The following is a 17,989-nucleotide window of genomic DNA, read 5'->3' on the forward strand; positions in this document are numbered from 1 at the left end:
CCCCCGCCTCGTCGGCGGTCGAGCGGCCATTGTCGACCGTCGACATGGTGCCGTCGGCGCGCTCCACCGTGCGGCCGGCGGCGGCGGCGGTGGCCTTCAGGCGCTGGTCCATCTGGGTGACGGCGGCAGCCGTCTCCTCCAGGCTGGCGGCATTGGCCTCGGTGCGGCGGGCAAGATCCTCGCTGGCCTGGGCGATCTCGTTCGAGCCGGTACGGATCGACGTCGTCGCCTCGATCACCGAGGCGATCAGCTCGCGCAGGCTCGACAGGGCGCCGTTGAAGTTGGTCTTCACGACGCTGTATTCGCCCGGGAAGTCGGCGGTGATCTGCGCGGTCAGGTTGCCCTGGGCCAGCTCGGCCAGGTGGGTCGACACGGTTTCGACCACCATCTTCTGCGTTGCTTCGGCCTTGGCGCTGGCGGCGTCCGAGGCTTCCTTGGCGACCGCAGCGTCGCGGAACACGAGCACCGCGCGTGCCATGTCGCCGAGTTCGTCGCCGCGGGCGGTCGCCGGCACGTCGATATGATTCCGGCCGGCCGCCAGATCGGCCATGGTGCGGGTGAGCTGGCTGATCGGACGCGCGATGATGCGGCTGAGCATCACGGCCAGGCCGATCGCGATGCCGATCAGGGCAATCGCGCCGATGATCAGCACGGTGGTCGCCGTGGCGATCGCGCCCTCCTGGCGGGCACCGTTCTTCTCGATCGCCTCGGCCTGGGCATCCTTGATCGCGCGCAGCGGCAGCACGGCTGCGGAGACGAGCACCGCCTTGCCGGCATTGCGGACCTCTGCCTGCGCTTCCTCGCGCCGGCCGGCCTTCACTTCCGCGATCAGGCGGTCGCCCCACTTCTCGCGCCACGACAGCGTCTCGGCGCGCGACTTGCGCAGCGCGTCGAGCAGCGACGGATCGGTCAGCAGCTTTTCCAGCTCGACCGAGGTCTCGTCATATTCCGAGCGACCTTCGTCGTACGACTTCAGATAGGTCGGATCAGCGGTGACGAGGAAGCCGCGCAGCTGGCTGTTCTGGCGCAGCAGCGCGGTTTCGAGCGTGAGCGTCTTCGAGTGGATCTGCTGGCTGAGATTGTTCTGGTCGGTGACCGAACGGATCATCGAGATGTTCATGAAGAACACGATCATCACGATCGCCGCCGATGCGCAGATCAGCAGGAACGACAGTGCGAGCTTCCTCGGAATTTTCATCGATGCAATCATTTCTGGTCTTTCCGATACCTGTGTCCGCGCCCCGATGTGCTGGTTTCGATCGCGGCGTGCGCTTCCGCCGAATCAATTGCCGAATGGTCAGGAGGATTTCGGATCATGCGCGGTCCGCATCGATCGAAGGCGTACCGGAAGGCGCAAGGCCCCCTCCTGCATCACCGCCAGCACTGGACTGCAATCGAACGAACATGCGCACTCCCAAACCCATTCCCGGTCTGTGGTTGATCGCATTATAGGAACAATCCCTTACCGAGCGGTCACCGCGCGCAGAAACAGTCCACCGGAGAAACACTTAGGTTTCCGTGGCATTAACACTCCATTTACGAAGTCGCAGAAGCGGCCGGCGAAATCGCCCTGTACGGGCGCCAAGGCCGTCGACGAAGGTCGCGTTGCGTTCGTCGAGAAGATGCGGCGGCAATTGGCGAAATTGTCGTCTTCGCACCGATGATTGCGGAGCGGATCGGCCACTCGGCCATATCCGCCCCACCCGATATCATCTCAAAATATCGCGTTACTTGCGGTCCTTGCGCCCGCCCTTCCAGTATAGCAGCCCGGCGACGATTGCGGCGGAGCCCACGCCGATCGCGGCGCCCATGCCGATCTGGCGCGTGCTCGGCATCCGGCGCTTGGCGGCGGCCGCCAGTTCCTTGGCGACGGCGACGGCTTCGCTTTCCCCGCCCTGGGACGTATCCGATACAGGGGTGGACGATGGCGTTTCGGCGGGCACGGACGGATTCTTGCTCATCTTGTTCCTTCGACACACGCAGTCTTAACCGCCATCTTCATGCGGCGATTGCCCCGCGGCTTGCAAGGCGCAACCGCTCCCCGCAATAGCGCTCTGCGATGAACCCGATCTATTCTTCGATGGGCACCACCATCTTCGAGGCCATGTCCGCCCGTGCCCGGGCGAACGGCGCGATCAATCTGGGCCAGGGCTTTGCCGACGGGCGCGGGCCGGAAGCGGTGCTGGAGGCGGCGGCGCGCGCGCTTCTCGAGCGATCGAACCAATATCCTCCCATGGCCGGGCTGCCCGAGCTGCGGCAGGCGGTGGCGGACCATTATGCCCGGCACCAAGGCCTGAACCTCGCCCCCGAGGAAGTGATCGTCACCTCCGGCGCGACCGAGGCGCTGGCCGCCGCGCTGCTCGCGCTGATCGAGCCCGGCGACGAAGTACTGTGCTTCCAGCCGCTCTACGACGCCTATGTGCCGCTGATCCGCCGCGCCGGCGGCGTGCCCCGCTTCGTGCGGCTTCAGCCGCCCGAATGGCGGATCGAGCGCGCCGCGCTGGAAGCCGCGGTCACGCCCAGGACGCGGCTGATCCTGCTCAACAATCCGCTCAACCCCGCCGCGACCATGACCAGCGCGGAGGATCTGGCGATGCTCGCCGACCTATGCGTCGCGCACGACCTGACCGCGATCTGCGACGAGGTGTGGGAGCAGGTGACCTTCGACGGCGCCCGCCACCTGCCCCTGCTCGGCTTTCCCGGCATGCGGGAGCGGACGGTGAAGATCGGCAGCGCGGGCAAGATCTTCGCGCTCACCGGCTTCAAGGTCGGCTGGATGTGCGCGGCGCCGCCGCTTGCCCGCGTGCTGGCCAAGGCCCACCAGTTCCTAACCTTCACCACCCCGCCAAACCTGCAATGGGCGGTGGCCGAGGGCCTTGCCACGCAGGACGACTGGATCCACGCCGCCCGTGGCCGCTTTCAGGCCGGCCGAGACCGGCTGGCCGCAGGGCTCCGCGACGCCGGTTTCGCGGTACTGCCGAGTGCGGCGACCTATTTCCTCTCGGTCGACCTTGCCGCCTCGGGCATCGCGATGGACGATGTGGCCTTCAGCGAACGGCTGGTCGACGAGGCGAAAGTGGCGACCATCCCCGTCTCCGCCTTCTACGCCGAGGCTCCGGTGACCAACGTCGTCCGCTTCTGCTTCGTCAAGGACGATGCGGTGCTGGACGAGGCGCTCGCCCGCGTGGCCGCATGGCGCGCCTGATCGCTCAAATCCGGTCGAGCACCCCGCGCTCGGTGATATAGCCGGTCACCAGCCGCGCGGGCGTCACGTCGAAGGCGGGGTTGTGCGCGGGGGAATCGGTCACGCGGATCGTCGCGATTCGGCCGGCCTCGTCCGGTCCGGTAAGCCGCGTCACCTCCTCTGCCGCACGCGCCTCAATCGGGATGTCGGCGCCGCTGGCGGTGGCGGGATCGAAGGTGGTGTAGGGCAAGGCGACGTAGAAGGGCACGCCGTTGTCGTGCGCCGCCAGCGCCTTCAGATAGGTACCGATCTTGTTGCACACGTCGCCGTTCGCGGTCACGCGGTCGGTGCCGACGATCACCGCGTCCACTTGCCCCTGCATCATCAGCAACCCGCCGGCATTGTCGGCGATCACGGTGTGCGGCACGCCGTGGTTGCGCAGTTCGAACGCGGTGAGCAGCGCGCCCTGGTTGCGCGGCCGCGTCTCGTCCACCCAGACATGGACCGGGATGCCTGCGTCGTGCGCGAGATAGATCGGCGCGGTGGCGGTGCCGTAATCCACCGTCGCCAGCCAGCCGGCGTTGCAATGGGTGAGGATGTTGAGCGGACGCCCGGCATTCCGCGCGTGCAGGTCGCGCAGCAGCGCCAGACCATGGGCGCCGATCGCGCGGCACAGCGCGGCATCCTCGTCGCAGATCGCATCGGCGCGGTCGAAGGCGGCCGCGGCCCGCTCGGCCTCCGGGAGCGGCGCCACCGCCGCGCGAACCTGGTCGAGCGCCCAGCGCAGGTTGATCGCCGTCGGACGCGTCTCGACCAGCGTCGCATAGGCGGCCGCCAGCGCCGCATCGCGCGCGTCGACGGCCAGGGCCATGGCGAGGCCATAGGCGGCGGTCGCCCCGATCATCGGGGCACCACGCGTCCACATCTCGCGAATGGCGACCGCCGCGGCATCCAGGCTCCGCAGTTCGACCCAGCGTATCTCCCAGGGCAGCTGACGCTGGTCGAGAATGCGAATGCCCTGCCCGTCCTCGGTTCGCGCGATCGAGCGGGTGTGCCGGCCATCGAGGATCACAGGCGAATCTCCGCGAGCGAGTGAATGTCGGCGGGGCCGCCGGCGCGATCGATCAGCAACGCGCCCAACCCGGCGGCGCGCGCCGCCTCCACCTCGGCCCGCATGTCCGACACGAAAAGAATTTCCTTTGGATCCATACCTGTTGCGGCCGCGATCTTCGTATAGCTCTCAGCTTCGCGCTTCGGTCCGGTGGTGGTGTCGAAATAGCCCGATATCATCGGTGTCAGGTCGCCTTCGACCGAGTGTCCGAAGATCAGCTTCTGCGCCGCGATCGATCCGGAGGAATAGATATGGATCGCCACGCCCGCCGTGTGCCAACGGCGGAGCGCCTCGGGCGTATCGGGATAGACATGGCCTTGGAGCGTCCCGTCGGCATAGCCCTGCGCCCAGACCAGGCCCTGAAGCGTCTTGAGCAGGGTGGCCTTGCGGTCCTCGGCGATCCAGCCGAGCAGCGTGGCGATCTTGTCCTCGCCCGGCACCTCGGCCAGGATCGGCGCCACCTCCTCACAATGACTGGCAATATATGCCGGCAAGTGCTTGGCTGCATAAGGAAACAGAACGTCCGCAACGAACGCGATGCTGCTCGTTGTCCCCTCGATGTCGAGCAGGACGGCCTTGGGCTTGGTCATGGTCTGGCTCTCGTTGCGCCGCGCTCAGGCAGCGACAGGCTCGTGACGCGGAAAACGCTCGGCGATCGCGTCACCGGTGAACTGCGCGATCCAGCCATCGGCATTGGTGAACAGCCGGATCGCGGTGAAGCGCGGCGCCGGGCCCATATCGAACCAGTGCGGCGTGCCCGCGGGCACCGAGATCAGATCCCCCGCTTCGCAAAGAACCGCATATACCCGGTCGTTCAGATGCAATGTGAAGAGCCCCTCCCCTTCGACAAAGAAGCGGACCTCGTCCTCGGCGTGGCGATGCTCGGAGAGAAACTTGGCCCGGAGCAGGTCCTTCTCGGGATGATCGGGCACCATCCGGATCACGTCCACGGACCGATAGCCCTTCTCCGCCTTCAGCCGCTCGACTTCCGGCGCGAACGCGGCAAGCACCGCCTCCTGGTCGGCATCGGCGGCGATCGGACGGGCGGGCCAGCGCTCGAACCGCACGCCCTGCGCCGCGAGTTCGGCCGCGATCGTCATCGGCTCGCGCGTGTCGAGGAGCGGGGTCGATCCGGTTTCCGCGAAGATACGAAGCTGGCTCATCGTGCCCATGCCTGTCTGAAGCTGGCTTCGGCGAGTTCGGCGGCGATCATCCACTCGGTCGCCTCCAGCACGCGCTCTGCCTCGTCCACATCCTTGCCCCAGGCATAGAGCCCATGGGCGCGGATCAGATACGCCGGAATGGCGCCCGGCGCCAGCAGCACGGGGCGAATCGCAGCCTCGATCACCGCCATGTCCTGGCTGTTGTCGACGATCGGCAGCCGCACTTGGGCGTCGTGGGTGGTGTGGCCGGGATAGGCCTTCAGCATTTCATGCCCGGCAAGCGTCCAGCCGTCCGCATCGGTCGCGCGGCTGAGGCCCACCGCCTGGGGCGAATGCCCGTGCAGGACCGCGCCCGCGTCCGGAAACATGCGGTACAGCGCGAGATGCAGATCCGTCTCGGCGGAAGGCTTGCCGGGGGTTAGCGGGCGCCCCTCCAGGTCGACACGCATGATCCCGTCGGCGCCGAGCCGGCCCTTGTGGCGTCCGGACACGGTAAGCGCGATGCTGCCGTCGTCGAGCCGGGCCGAATAGTTGCCCGAGGTTGCCGGCGCCCAACCGCGCGCGTCGAGCCGGCGGCCGGCCTCGATCAACGCCGTGACGGCCTGTTGGTAGGACATGGTCATGCCGCGCCTCTAGCGCTTCGCACGCGCCGCGCCACCTGCCATTTTCCGATGCGAAAAGAGCATCGGCACACCTGTCGCGCCGCAGCGTGATTCGCCCAGCAATCGCAGCGCGCATTCACGCCTGGCGGTACGTCAATGCGTGACAGTTCGGTGAACCGAGCAACGGACGCGGCGAAACGCGCCCGATTCCGCCATCGGCCAGCGCATCGTTAACGCCGCTTCTGTTATACGGTTTCCGGAGCATGACAGAAATTTGCGGGCGCAGAACACCATCATGAAGTCTATCGGTACGGTTCAATCGCGACGGGCACTGCTCAAATCGGCGCTGATCATGGCAAGCGGTGCAGCGGTTTCGGCCTGCGCCTCGCGGACGATCGGCACGACGATGGCCAGCGCGCCCCCCGCCCCGCTCCCGCCGCGGATCCAGCCGGTGCATGCCGCCACGCTGGGCGAAGCTCCGAAGGTTGCCGCCCAGGCGCGGATCGTTCCTGCGGGCATCCGTCCGGAGCTGTTCAAGCGGGCCACCGCCGCGCTCGACCGCCACTCGATGCGGGTCGATACCCATGACCGGATCGCGATCGCCGATTTCTCGCTGCCCTCGTCGCAGGCGCGCTTCTTCCTGGTCAACATGGGTACCGGCGAGGTCGAGCCGCTGCTCGTGGCGCACGGCATCGGCTCCGATCCGGGGCACACCGGGCTGCTCCAGCGTTTCTCCAACCAGATCAATTCGGAGGCGACCTGCGAGGGCGCATTCCTGACCGCCGATTATTATGTCGGCAAGCACGGCGACTCGCAGCGCCTGATCGGGCTCGACCCGACCAACAACAACGCGCTGGCCCGCGCCATCGTTGTCCATTCGGCCTGGTATGCCAACCCGGACATGGTTTCCAAGCACGGCAAGCTCGGCCGCAGCCAGGGCTGCTTCGCGGTCGGCGAGCGCCAGCTGGCCAAGGTGTTCGAACGCCTCGGCCCCGGCCGCATGATCTACGCCGCCAAGGCGTAAGGGCGAACCCTGTGCCGCTCCTCCGGCAGGAGGAGCCAAGGGCGTTTCCGCCGCAACCGACCCGCGCCCGCGGGGTTGGCAGGCCATGGTACCCGGCATAGGACATCCGCATGGCCGATCCGCATCCGTTCTTCGCGCTCCACCGCCACGGGATGATCCGGGCGGGCGTCTGCACCCCCATGGGCACCGTCGCCGATCCCGCGGCCAATGCCCGCGCGACGATCGCGCTGGCGCAAGCCGGCGACGCGCAGGGCGCCGACATCCTCGTCTTCCCCGAACTCAACGTCACCAGCTATGCGATCGACGACCTGCACCTGCAGGATACGATCCTCGCTGCCAGCGCGGCAGGCATCGCCGCGATCGCCGAGGCGAGCCGCACGCTGAAGCCGGTGCTGCTGGTAGGCGCGGCGCTGGCGCGGGGCGGGCGCCTCTACAACTGCGCCGTCGCCATCGCGCGCGGCCGGATCCTCGGCGTCGTCCCCAAGACCTACCTGCCAAACTACCGTGAATATTACGAGAAGCGCTGGTTCGCATCGGGCGCGGGCCTGCGCGACCTCGAGATCACCGTCGCCGGCCAGACCGTGCCCTTCGGCCCGGACCTGCTGTTCGCCGCGGAAGACCTGCCGGACTTCGTCTTCCATATCGAGATCTGCGAGGACTACTGGGCGCCGCAGCCTCCCTCCACCGAAGGCGCCTTGGCCGGCGCGCTGGTACTGTGCAACCTGTCCGCCTCGAACATCGTGATCGGCAAGGGCCGCGAGCGCGAGCTGCTCTGCGCCTCGCAAAGCTCGCGCACGATCTCCGCCTATCTCTATTCCGCCTCGGGACCCGGCGAGAGCACCACCGATCTCGCCTGGGACGGCCAGGGCCTGATCTACGAGTTCGGCGAGAAGCTGGCGGCTTCGCAGCGCTTCGAGCTGGCCGACGCGATCACCTATGCCGATCTGGACCTCGAGCGGCTGCGGCTGGAGCGGCTGCGCGACGGCACCTTCAACGACAGCGCCCGCAATGCCGGGCACCCGGAAACCCGCTTCCGCCGCATCGCCTTCCAGCACCAGCCGGACTTCGCCGATCGCGGATTGATCCGCCCGATCCGGCGCTTCCCCTTCGTTCCGAACACGCCGGCGGCGCTGGAGGAGGACTGCTACGAGGCGTTCAACATCCAGGTGGAAGGCCTGCGCCAGCGCCTCGCCTCGACCAGGAGCAAGTCGCTGGTGATCGGCATTTCCGGCGGGCTCGATTCCACCCACGCGCTGATCGTGGCGGCCAAGGCGATGGACCGGCTCGGACGCCCGCGCACCGACATACTGGGCTATACCATGCCCGGCTTCGCCACCAGCGAGGGCACCAAGTCCAACGCCTGGGCGCTGATGCGCGCCGTGGGCATTACGCCCGCCGAGATCGACATCCGCCCTACCGCCCGGCAGATGCTGGCCGATATCGGCCATCCCTTCGCCAAGGGCGAGCCGGTCTATGACGTGACCTTCGAGAACGTCCAGGCGGGGCTGCGGACTGACTATCTGTTCCGCCTCGCCAACCAGAATCACGGCTTCGTGCTCGGCACGGGCGATCTTTCGGAGCTGGCGCTGGGCTGGTCCACCTATGGCGTGGGCGACCAGATGAGCCATTACGGCGTCAATGCCGGCGTGCCGAAGACGCTGATCCAGTATCTGATCCGCTGGAGCGTCGAGAGCGGCCAGTTCGACGGCGAGGCGGCGGCGGTGCTCCTCGCCATCCTCGATACCGAGATTTCCCCCGAGCTCGTCCCCGCCGATGCCGATGGCAAGATGCAGAGCACGCAAGACCGGATCGGCCCCTATGAGCTGCACGACTTCTTCCTGCACCATGTCGCGCGCTTCGGGCTGAAACCGTCCAAGGTGGCGTTTCTTGCCTGGCACGCCTGGAAGGATGCCGAGGCCGGGCTTTGGCCGATCGGCTTCCCCGCCCAAGGGCGCAACCACTATGACCTGACGACAATCGCCAGGTGGCTGGAAACCTTTCTGTTCCGCTTCTTCCAGATCAGCCAGTTCAAGCGATCGGCGCTGCCCAACGGCCCCAAGGTCTCGGGTGCCGCCGCGCTCAGCCCGCGGGGCGACTGGCGCGCACCGTCGGACAGCGTGGCGACGGCCTGGATCGAGGAACTGCGCGCCGCGCTGCCCTGAGCCCTGCTCAGCGGCGGGCGACGTCGCGGATCTTGCGGAGCAGCTCCTGCGATTCGAACGGCTTGCGCAGCACGGTGACGTTTGGCGAGGTCATCGCGTCCAGCTTGGCCGAATCGGCGAAGCCGGTGATGAGGATCACCGGCAGCCCGGCATCGATCGCAGCCACCTGCTCGGCGACTTCGTTGCCGCTCAGCTCGGGCATGGCAAAGTCGACCACCAGCACATCAAACCGCTTCGACTGGACCAGCGCGACCCCGGCCGCGCCGTCGCTCGCCTCTTCCACCATCGCCCCGGCGGTGTGCAGCGTCTCGGCCAGCGAGGCGCGGACCTGGGGATCATCGTCGACCAGCGCGACCTTCAGCGTCGACAGGCTGATCCGTTCGTCCCGCGCGGCATCGTCCTGCACGTCGCGGCGCGGCGGCACGGTGGCCAGCGGCAGCACCAGCGTGATTGCCGTGCCGCGACCCGCCTCGCTGTCGATCAGCAGCGTGCCGCCCGACTGGCGCATCACGCCGAACGCCATGGAAAGGCCCATGCCGGTGCCCTTGCCCACGCCCTTGGTGGAGAAGAACGGCTCCACCGCGCGCGCGCGCACCTCGGGCGGCATGCCGGTGCCGGTATCGGCGACGGTCAGCGCGACATAGTCGCCCGGCGGCAGGTCCGCAGCCACCTTGCCGCTGCGCAGCTCCGCGCTGATCGTCAGTACGCCACCCTCGGGCATGGCGTCGCGGGCGTTGAAGGCGAGGTTCAGCACCGCCAATTCCAGTTGCAGCGCGTCGGTCTGCACGTTCCAGACGGGATCGATCCGCTCCAGCCGCACCCGGCTGAGCGGCGCCACCGCGCGTTCGATGAGGCCGGCCATGCCGCCGATCAGCTCGGCGAGCCGGACCGACTTCACGTCGAGCCGCTGCTTGCTGGAGAAGGCGAGCAGCTGCCCGGTCAGCTGGCGACCGCGCTCCACCGCGTCGAGCGCGCTCGATGTCCAGCGGATCACCCGGTCGGCATCGTCGGGGCGACGCGCGATCAGTTCGAGATTGCCCGCGATCGCCTGGAGCAGATTGTTGAAGTCATGGGCGATGCCACCGGTCAGCTGGCCTACCGCCTCCAGCTTCTGCGCCTGGAGCAGGGCGGCCTCGACATTCTCGCGCTGAACGACTTCGTTCTGCAGTTCGGCGAGCGCCGCATCGCGCTGCTCCACCATGGCGGCCAGCTCGTTGTTGGCCTCCTTCAGCTTTTCCGCGGAGGGCAGCCGCACCAGTGCCGGCAGCCGCACCCAGAGCAGCGCGGCGGTGGCGAGCGAGGCGCCGGCGGTCACCAGCTTAACCAGCGCCTCCACTCCATATTGCGGACTGAACAGCGTGACGATGCCCATCAGATGCGTCATCCCGCACGCCAGGATGAACAGCGCGAAGCACCAGAACATCCAGTCGAAGCCGAGATCCCGTCGCCGCCGCACCAGGGCGATCAGCGCCCAGGGGATGGAGAAGTAGGACAGGGCGATCAGCGTGTCGGCGACAACATGCGTCCAGACCAACTGGGGTTGCCAGAAGAGACAATAGCCGTGCGGCGAATAATTGCCGCTCCAGAAGGCTGCAATCAGGCTCTCCATCGACCCCCCTGCCGCCGGCTGACGCCGACAGAAAATTGCGCAACCGCTAACGCACATCCGGTTCGAACGGAACTACGGAAAAAACCCGGTGAGCCCCGCAAGATCGTCGCGAGAGTTGATGTTGGCGATCGATTGCGGCCAATCGATTGCAGTTGCCCCGATATGGGACGCCCAGCCACGCATCGACGATCGGCCGCCGCCTGACAGATAGGCGTCGCAGCGCGGCGCGAGTGCGGCCTCCCAGATCCCCAGCACCGGCAATTGTGCGACATAGGCCGGGCCGGCGTGCTCCGCCAGCAGGGCGAGCAGCGGCGCCGGCAGCAGCGGCGTGTCGCACGGCGCGACCAGCACGCGCGACAGCCCGCGCGCGGCGGCGGCATGCAGCGCGGCGTTGAGCCCGCCGAGCGGGCCCCGCCCCCCCGCCGGCCGGTCCGGCACGCCGTCCGCCCCGTCCCGCCCGCACAGCACCACGCCGCTACAGTGCGGCAGGAGCGCGATGCGGACATGGTCGATCAGCCGCAGCCCTTCCCATTCGGCCAGCGCCTTGTCCGATCCGAAGCGGGAGGCGGCGCCGCCGGCCAAGATTGCGCCGAGCGGCCTGCTCATGCCAGCCGCAGCAGCGCGTCGGGGCGGACGAGCGCGGCGAGTGCCAGCCCTGCGTCGCGCGCCCGCTCCGCCGCCAGCGCGGTCGGGGCGGAGATGGCGGCGAGCAGCGGGCAGCCGGCGAGCACCGCCTTCTCGACCAGCTCGAACGAGCAGCGCGCGCTGATCAGCGCGAAACCGCCGTCCCAGCCGAGCCCCTGCCGCGCCATCGCGCCCACCAGCTTGTCGAAGGCATTGTGCCGGCCGACATCCTCGCGGACCAGCCGGATGTCGCCGGCGGCCGAGCAGAGCGCGGCGGCATGGGCGGCGCCGGTCGCGCGATTGAGCGGCTGGTGGTCGCGCAAGGCCGCAGCCGCACGGAACAGCGCCGCAGGCCCCGCCTCGCTCGCCGCCGTCACCGGGGAAAGCGGCCGCAGCGCCGCCTCCAGATTGTCGATTCCGCACAGGCCGCAGCTCGAATCGGTGGTGCGATGGCGGACGCGCTCGATCACGGCGGCGGCGTCGCGCAGCGTCACCCGCAGGACCCAGCCCCGCGCGACGCCGTGCGCCTCCACCTCGGCAACCTCGCCCAGGCGCTCCGCGACGACGAAACCGATCGCGAAATCCTCCAGATCGGTCGGCGTCGCCATCATCACGGCATAGCCCAGGCCATTGATTTCGATCGCGACCGGCACTTCCGGTATCAAGGTTCGTTCAAGCCGGGTCTCCGACCCGTCGGGCGCCACGCGATCGAACCACATCTCCATCGGTTGAGGATAGGCGGGCGTATCCGGCAGGTATAGGGAAAAGGCACGGTTTGAAGGAGCGTATGCATGGCGCGGGCAAAAGACGGGACGATCCACTATTCCGGTCCCGAGGGCGGTTGGGGATCGATGCGCGGCATGGCGCTGGTCGCGGGCGCCGAGCGGCCGAGCGCCGACGCGCTGAAGACGCTCGCCCGCCAGAACAAGCCCGGCGGCATGATGTGCACCTCCTGCGCCTGGACCAAGCCGGCCAAGCCGCACATGTTCGAGTTCTGCGAGAACGGCGCCAAGGCGACCCTGTGGGACCTCACCACCCGCAGGGCGACGCCCGACTTCTTCGCACAGCATACGCTCACCGAGCTCAAGGGCTGGAGTGACTATGATCTGGAGCAGGCCGGCCGCCTCACCAACCCGATGCGCTATGACCGCGCGACGGACAAGTATCTGCCCTGTACCTGGGAAGAAGCCTATCAGGCAATCGGCACGAAGCTGCGCGGCTATGATCCCAAGCGCACCATCTTCTATGCTTCGGGCCGGGCCAGCCTGGAGACCAGCTATGCCTGGGCATTGTTCGCACGGCTCTACGGGCACAACAACCTGCCCGACAGCTCCAACATGTGCCACGAAACGACGTCCGTGGCGCTCAAATCGACGATCGGCGCGCCGGTGGGCACCTGTCTGCTCGAGGATTTCGAGCATTGCGATGCGATCTTCTTCTTCGGCCAGAACACCGGCACCAACAGCCCGCGCTTCATTCATACGCTGACCGCGGCGCGCAAGCGCGGTGCCAAGATCGTCACCTTCAACCCCATCCGCGAAAAGGGCCTGGTCGAATTCCGCGACCCGCAGAGCATCCAGATGGTGACCGGCGGCAAGACGAAGATCTCCACGCAATATTACCAGTTGAAGCCGGGCAGCGACATCTCCGCCATGCTTGGCATCGCAAAGCATGTCCTGGCCGAGGAAGATCGCCGCGGCGGGGTTCTCGACCACGCCTTTCTCGCCGAGCATACCCATGGCTTCGAGGCCTTTGCCGAGAAGGTGCGATCGACCAGCTGGGAGACGATCGAGGCGGAAACGGGCCTGCCCCGCGCCGACATGATCGCCGCCGCCGAGGTATATATCCAGGCAGAGCGCGCGATCGGCATCTGGGGCATGGGGCTCACCCAGCATGTCGGCGGCTATGACAATGTCGCCGGCGTGGTGAACCTGATGTTGTTGCGCGGGAATATCGGGCGGCTGGGCGCCGGCGTCTCGCCCGTGCGCGGCCATTCCAACGTGCAGGGCCAGCGCACCGTCGGCATCTCCGAAAAGCCGGAGCTGGTGCCGCTGGACCGCCTTTCCGAACAATATGGCTTCCAGCCGCCACGCGACGAGGGCTACACCACCGTCACCGGCTGCGAGGCGATCGTCGCCGGCGAGGTGGACGCCTTTCTGGGCCTGGGGGGCAACTTCCTCCGGGCCATTCCGGACCACCGGGTGATGGAGAAGGTATGGTCCCGCATGGGCCTGACCGTACAGATCGCCACCAAGCTCAACCGCGGCCACCTGTTCTGCGGCGATACCGCCTATCTCCTCCCCACCCTGGTCCGCTCCGAGCGCGACGTGCGGGGCGGCACCCCGCAGGTGGTGACGATGGAAGACAGCCTGAGCTGCATCCACGGCTCGATCGGCGAGGCCAGGCCCGCCTCCCCGCACCTTCAGCCGGAAATGGCGATCGTCGCCGGCATCGCAGAAGCGACGCTGGACCCCAATCCGAATGTGCCCTGGTCGGCCTGGGCGGACGACTATGCGCTGGTCCGCGACGCGATCGAGGCGACCTATCCGGACAAGTTCAAGGACTTCAACCAGCGGCTGTTTACCCCGGGCGGCTTCTTCAAGGGCAACAGCGCGCGCGATCGCAACTGGCAGACGGAAAGCGGCAAGGCCGAGTTCACCGTCCCCAGCCACCTCAACGCCACCGGCTTCGCCGATGCCGAGGGCGTGTTCCGGCTGATCACGCTGCGCTCGAACGATCAGTTCAACACCACCGTCTATGGCTATTCGGACCGGCTGCGCGGGATCGAGGGCAAGCGCGACGTGCTGCTGATCAACCCCAGGGAAATGGCCCGTATCGGCCTGACGGAAGGCCAGCGGATCAGCCTGATGGGCGACGAATCGGACGGTGTCGAGCGACGGGTGGAAGGCCTGGAGGTGCTGCCCTTCGATCTGCCCGATGGCGCGGTGGCCGGCTATTATCCGGAACTCAACCCGCTGATCGCGCTCAGCCACCATGACAAGGCATCCAAGACCCCGGCGGCCAAGTCCGTCCCGGTCCGCATCCGCACCTGAACGCAAGCCCCGCATGCACAAGAACGGCCGCCGGCTCTTGTCGGCGCCCGTTCTTGTGCTAGGCATCGGACAACGTTGACAAACGATCCGGGAGGAGAGGACGACATGAAGCGACATACCCTGGCGCTCGCCGCGCCGCTGCTGGCGCTGGCCGCCACCACCGCCATCACGGCACCCGCACAGGCGCAACAGGCCGCACGGCCGTGGAGCAACGCCAAGCTCTCGCCAGATGCGCGCGCGAAGCTGGTTCTCGCGCAGATGACCGAGGACGAGAAGCTCACGCTGGTCTTCGGCCTGTTCGGCACCGATTTCGCGCCGAAGAACTTCAAGACCCCCGCCGAGGCCCGCCCGGGTTCGGCCGGCTACATCCCCGGCATTCCGCGCCTTGGCATTCCCGCCCAGTGGCAGACCGATGCCGGCGTCGGAGTCGCGACGCAGGGAAGCGCGGTCAACAAGCGCGGCCGCACCTCGCTTCCCTCGGGCATCGCCACCGCCGCGACCTGGGATCCCGCCCTCGCCTTCAAGGGCGGCGCGATGATCGGCGCAGAGGCCCGCGCCTCGGGCTTCAACGTGCTGCTCGCCGGCGGCGTGAACCTGCTGCGCGAGCCGCGCAACGGCCGCAACTTCGAATATGGCGGCGAGGATCCGCTGCTCGCCGGCACGATGGTGGGCGCGCAGATCGCCGGCATCCAGTCCAACCACATCATCTCCACCGTGAAGCACTATGCGATCAACGACCAGGAGACCGACCGCTTCAAGATGAACGCGGTGCTGGATCGCACCGCCGCGCGGATGAGCGACCTGCTCGCCTTCAACTTCGCGATCGAGCGGGGCACCCCCGGCTCGGTGATGTGCAGCTACAACAAGGTCGACGGGCTCTACGCCTGCGAGCAGCCCTGGCTGCTGACCGACGTGCTGCGTCGCGACTGGGGCTGGAAGGGCTTCGTGATGTCGGACTGGGGCGCCACCCACTCCACCGTCGCCGCCGCCAATGCCGGCCTGGAGCAGGAATCGGGCTGGCCGTTCGACGAGCAGCCCTATTTTCGCGAGCCGCTCAAGGCGGCGATCGCCAAGGGCGAGGTGAGCAAGGCACGCCTCGACGAGATGGCGCACCGCATCCTCCGCTCGATGTTCGCGCACGGCCTGTTCGAGCACCCGATCACCGCCGCACCGCTCGATCTTCCGCCCGCGATGCTCAAGGCACATGCCGACGTGACCCGTGCGGACGCCGAGGCGGCGATCGTGCTGCTTCAGAACAAGGGCGACGTGCTGCCGCTGGCCGCCACCGCCAAGCGCATCGTCGTGATCGGCGGCCATGCCGACAAGGGCGTGCTGGCCGGCGGCGGCTCGTCGCTGGTCTATCCGGTCGGCGGCAATGCGGTGCCGGGGCTGGAGCCCAAGGTGTGGCCGGGCCCGGTGATGTATCACCCCTCCTCGCCGCTGGAAGCGCTACGCCGCCAGTTGCCGAACGCGCAGATCACCTATCTCGACGGTACTGACGCCACCGCAGCAGCGGCTGCCGCCAAGCAGGCGGACGTCGCCTTGGTCTTCGCGACGCAGTGGACGGGCGAAGCGTTCGACGTGTCGCTGAGCCTCACCGACAATCAGGATGCACTGATCGACGCGGTGGCCGGCGCCAACGCCAGGACCGTGGTGGTGCTGGAAACCGGCGGACCGGTGCTCACCCCCTGGGCCGACAAGACCGCCGCGATCCTCGAAGCCTGGTATCCGGGCACGGCGGGCGGCGAAGCGATCGCCAACGTGCTGACGGGCAAGGTGAACCCCTCGGGCCACCTGCCCGCGAGCTTCCCGCGCAGCCTCGCCCAGCTGCCCAAGCCCAGCGCGCCGAACGAAGGCGAGACGCGCTATGCGGAGGGCGCCGCGGTCGGCTACAAATGGTATGACGCGAAGGGCGACAAGCCGCAATTCGCCTTCGGCCATGGCCTGTCCTACACCCGCTTCGCCTATGCCGGGCTCAAGGCCGCCGCGCCCAAGGGCACGGTGACGGTGCGCTTCACCGTGCGCAATGCCGGCACGCGAGCGGGTGCCGATGTCGCGCAGGTCTATGTTTCGGGCAATGGCTGGGAGGCGCCGAAGCGGCTGGGCGCGTTCCAGAAGGTGTCGCTGGCGGCGGGTGCCTCGAAGCCGGTGACCGTCACCATCGACCCGCGCCTGCTCGCGGTGTTCGACGGCGCATCGAACCGCTGGAAGATCGCCGGGGGCAGCTACAAGGTCCTGCTCGGCCATTCGGCGGACGACATCGCCGCCACGACCACCGTCACCGTGCCCGCGCGCACGCTGCCGGCGAGCTGGCATCCCTGATCGGCCGCCCCCCGCACGCCGCTTGATACGGCGTGCGGGGATCGCCGATCAACCCATTGTGATCGTTACACCCTCTTCCGCGCTACGCCGTGCCGCCTCGATCAGCCGGAGGCCGTCCAGCGCATCGCCTGCCGCAACCGGCGCGGCTGCACCGTCGCGGATCGCGGCGGCCACGCCCGCATAGAAGCGCGTATAGTCGCCGCGTTCCGACGGGATCGTCTCCTGCGAGCCATCGGGCAGGGTCAGCACGCCGAACTGTGCCGGATCCTCGGCTCCGTGGCGGGGATCTCCCACCGATCCGCCCGCCCGCATCGCCGCCTCCTGCGGATCGAGGCCGAACTTCACGAAACTGCCGCCGCGCCCGTGGATGGAAAAGCGGGGGCGCGGGGCCGCGATCATCCGCGAACTCGCCAGCACCACCCGGCGCGCACCGTAGAACAAGGTCAGCTCGAAATAGTCGTCGACCGCGCTGTTGCCCCGTTGCCCGACCACGTCCGCGCGCACCGCCTCCGGCATGCCGAACAGCACCAGCACCTGATCGAGCATGTGCGGCCCGAGGTCGAGCAACTGCCCTCCACCCGGCGCCTCCTTCCACGCCTGCGCGAGGTCGGGGCGGAAGCGATCCCAATGCGCCTCGAACAGCAGGATCTCGCCCAGCCGCCCGCTTTCGACCAGCCTGCGCACGGTGAGGAAATCGCTGTCCCAGCGCCGGTTGTGGAACGGCACCAGCAGGCGGCCCTGTTGGCGCGCCAGCGCGATCAGTGCGTCGGCCTCCGACGCAGCGGGCGTCAGCGGCTTGTCGATCACGACATGCTTGCCCGCCGCCAGCGCCGCCTGGGCCAGCGGAAAATGGGTGGCATTGGGGGTCGAGATCACCACCAGGTCGATGGCGGGATCGGCGATCAGCGCCTCCGGCGTGGTGGCGGGCACACCCGGATAGGCGGCGGCGAGCGCCTCGGCCCGCGAGGTGGCGACGGCGGCCAGTTCCAGGCCGTCGACGGCCGCGATCAGCGGCGCGTGGAAGGCGGTGCCGCCAAGGCCGAAGCCGATCAAGCCGGTGCGGATCATGCGGGTCTCCCGAAATAGTGAGATCGGGACCTAGCGGGTGAACCGGCGCTTTCCAAGCAACCGCAGG

General features: G+C 68.0%; 16 protein-coding genes. 6 read left to right on the forward strand and 10 right to left on the reverse strand.

The genetic code is table 11. The features are described 5' to 3' along the window. The coding region (locus tag KK7_RS0104165; protein ID WP_237709128.1) for a CHASE3 domain-containing protein at positions 1-1,135 on the reverse strand (1,135 nt) is incomplete at its 3' end. Between KK7_RS0104165 and KK7_RS23115 the strand changes: the two genes are divergently transcribed. After that, positions 1,119-1,664 (forward strand): hypothetical protein, encoded by a 546-nt coding sequence (locus tag KK7_RS23115; protein WP_162097246.1) that lies wholly within the window; start codon positions 1,119-1,121, stop codon positions 1,662-1,664. The two genes, KK7_RS0104165 and KK7_RS23115, sit on opposite strands and share 17 nt — an antisense overlap. 63 nt (positions 1,665-1,727) lie before the next feature. Here KK7_RS23115 and KK7_RS0104170 read toward each other — a convergent pair whose 3' ends face one another. Continuing rightward, positions 1,728-1,961, reverse strand: coding sequence for a hypothetical protein (locus tag KK7_RS0104170; protein WP_010543388.1), 234 nt, complete (start codon positions 1,959-1,961; stop codon positions 1,728-1,730). Between the two features lie 98 nt (positions 1,962-2,059). Here KK7_RS0104170 and KK7_RS0104175 point away from each other — a divergent pair, with 98 nt between their 5' ends. Further along, positions 2,060-3,205, forward strand: coding sequence for an aminotransferase (locus tag KK7_RS0104175; RefSeq protein ID WP_010543389.1), 1,146 nt, complete (start codon positions 2,060-2,062; stop codon positions 3,203-3,205). 4 nt (positions 3,206-3,209) lie between these two features. On the opposite strand, the gene mtnA is transcribed toward KK7_RS0104175, so the two are convergent. From mtnA to KK7_RS0104195, 4 genes are read right to left on the reverse strand one after another with little or no spacing between them, the layout of a single operon-like run. Continuing rightward, positions 3,210-4,256, reverse strand: a complete 1,047-nt coding sequence (gene mtnA / locus KK7_RS0104180; RefSeq protein ID WP_010543390.1) for an S-methyl-5-thioribose-1-phosphate isomerase — start codon at positions 4,254-4,256, stop codon at positions 3,210-3,212. Next, positions 4,253-4,885 carry an acireductone synthase gene (gene mtnC / locus KK7_RS0104185; protein ID WP_010543391.1) on the reverse strand — a complete coding sequence of 211 codons (633 nt, stop codon included), beginning with the start codon at positions 4,883-4,885 and terminating at the stop codon, positions 4,253-4,255. Before mtnC ends, mtnA begins: the two co-directional genes overlap by 4 nt. A 24-nt stretch (positions 4,886-4,909) precedes the next feature. After that, positions 4,910-5,458, reverse strand: a complete 549-nt coding sequence (locus KK7_RS0104190; protein ID WP_029622775.1) for a 1,2-dihydroxy-3-keto-5-methylthiopentene dioxygenase — start codon at positions 5,456-5,458, stop codon at positions 4,910-4,912. Continuing rightward, complete coding sequence (locus KK7_RS0104195) at positions 5,455-6,081, reverse strand: methylthioribulose 1-phosphate dehydratase (protein ID WP_010543393.1); 627 nt, start codon at positions 6,079-6,081, stop codon at positions 5,455-5,457. Before KK7_RS0104195 ends, KK7_RS0104190 begins: the two co-directional genes overlap by 4 nt. Before the next feature lie 274 nt (positions 6,082-6,355). Between KK7_RS0104195 and KK7_RS0104200 the strand changes: the two genes are divergently transcribed. Continuing rightward, positions 6,356-7,084 (forward strand): murein L,D-transpeptidase catalytic domain family protein, encoded by a 729-nt coding sequence (locus KK7_RS0104200; RefSeq protein WP_029622777.1) that lies wholly within the window; start codon positions 6,356-6,358, stop codon positions 7,082-7,084. Between the two features lie 110 nt (positions 7,085-7,194). Continuing rightward, positions 7,195-9,246 (forward strand): NAD(+) synthase, encoded by a 2,052-nt coding sequence (locus KK7_RS0104205; RefSeq protein ID WP_010543395.1) that lies wholly within the window; start codon positions 7,195-7,197, stop codon positions 9,244-9,246. 7 nt (positions 9,247-9,253) lie between these two features. Here KK7_RS0104205 and KK7_RS0104210 read toward each other — a convergent pair whose 3' ends face one another. From KK7_RS0104210 to fdhD, 3 genes are all read right to left on the reverse strand, one after another. Next, positions 9,254-10,855 carry a response regulator gene (locus KK7_RS0104210; protein ID WP_010543396.1) on the reverse strand — a complete coding sequence of 534 codons (1,602 nt, stop codon included), beginning with the start codon at positions 10,853-10,855 and terminating at the stop codon, positions 9,254-9,256. A 72-nt stretch (positions 10,856-10,927) separates the two neighbouring features. Beyond that, positions 10,928-11,461 (reverse strand): molybdenum cofactor guanylyltransferase, encoded by a 534-nt coding sequence (mobA, locus tag KK7_RS0104215; protein ID WP_010543397.1) that lies wholly within the window; start codon positions 11,459-11,461, stop codon positions 10,928-10,930. Then, a complete protein-coding gene (gene fdhD, locus KK7_RS0104220; RefSeq protein ID WP_010543398.1) occupies positions 11,458-12,204 on the reverse strand; it encodes a formate dehydrogenase accessory sulfurtransferase FdhD in 747 nt (248 codons plus the stop codon). The genes mobA and fdhD overlap by 4 nt, the downstream gene beginning before the upstream one ends. 66 nt (positions 12,205-12,270) lie before the next feature. On the opposite strand from fdhD, the gene KK7_RS0104225 reads away from it, so the two are divergent. Both KK7_RS0104225 and KK7_RS0104230 read left to right on the forward strand, forming a co-directional pair. Then, a complete protein-coding gene (locus tag KK7_RS0104225) occupies positions 12,271-14,532 on the forward strand; it encodes an FdhF/YdeP family oxidoreductase (protein ID WP_010543399.1) in 2,262 nt (753 codons plus the stop codon). A gap of 105 nt (positions 14,533-14,637) precedes the next feature. Then, on the forward strand, positions 14,638-16,854 hold the full coding sequence (locus KK7_RS0104230) for a beta-glucosidase family protein (RefSeq protein WP_010543400.1): 2,217 nt from the start codon (positions 14,638-14,640) through the stop codon (positions 16,852-16,854). 48 nt (positions 16,855-16,902) lie between these two features. On the opposite strand, the gene KK7_RS0104235 is transcribed toward KK7_RS0104230, so the two are convergent. After that, positions 16,903-17,922 carry an oxidoreductase gene (locus KK7_RS0104235; RefSeq protein ID WP_010543401.1) on the reverse strand — a complete coding sequence of 340 codons (1,020 nt, stop codon included), beginning with the start codon at positions 17,920-17,922 and terminating at the stop codon, positions 16,903-16,905. Positions 17,923-17,989: the final 67 nt, after the last annotated feature.

This window comes from Sphingomonas elodea ATCC 31461, assembly GCF_000226955.1.
GTDB classification, from domain to species: domain Bacteria; phylum Pseudomonadota; class Alphaproteobacteria; order Sphingomonadales; family Sphingomonadaceae; genus Sphingomonas; species Sphingomonas elodea.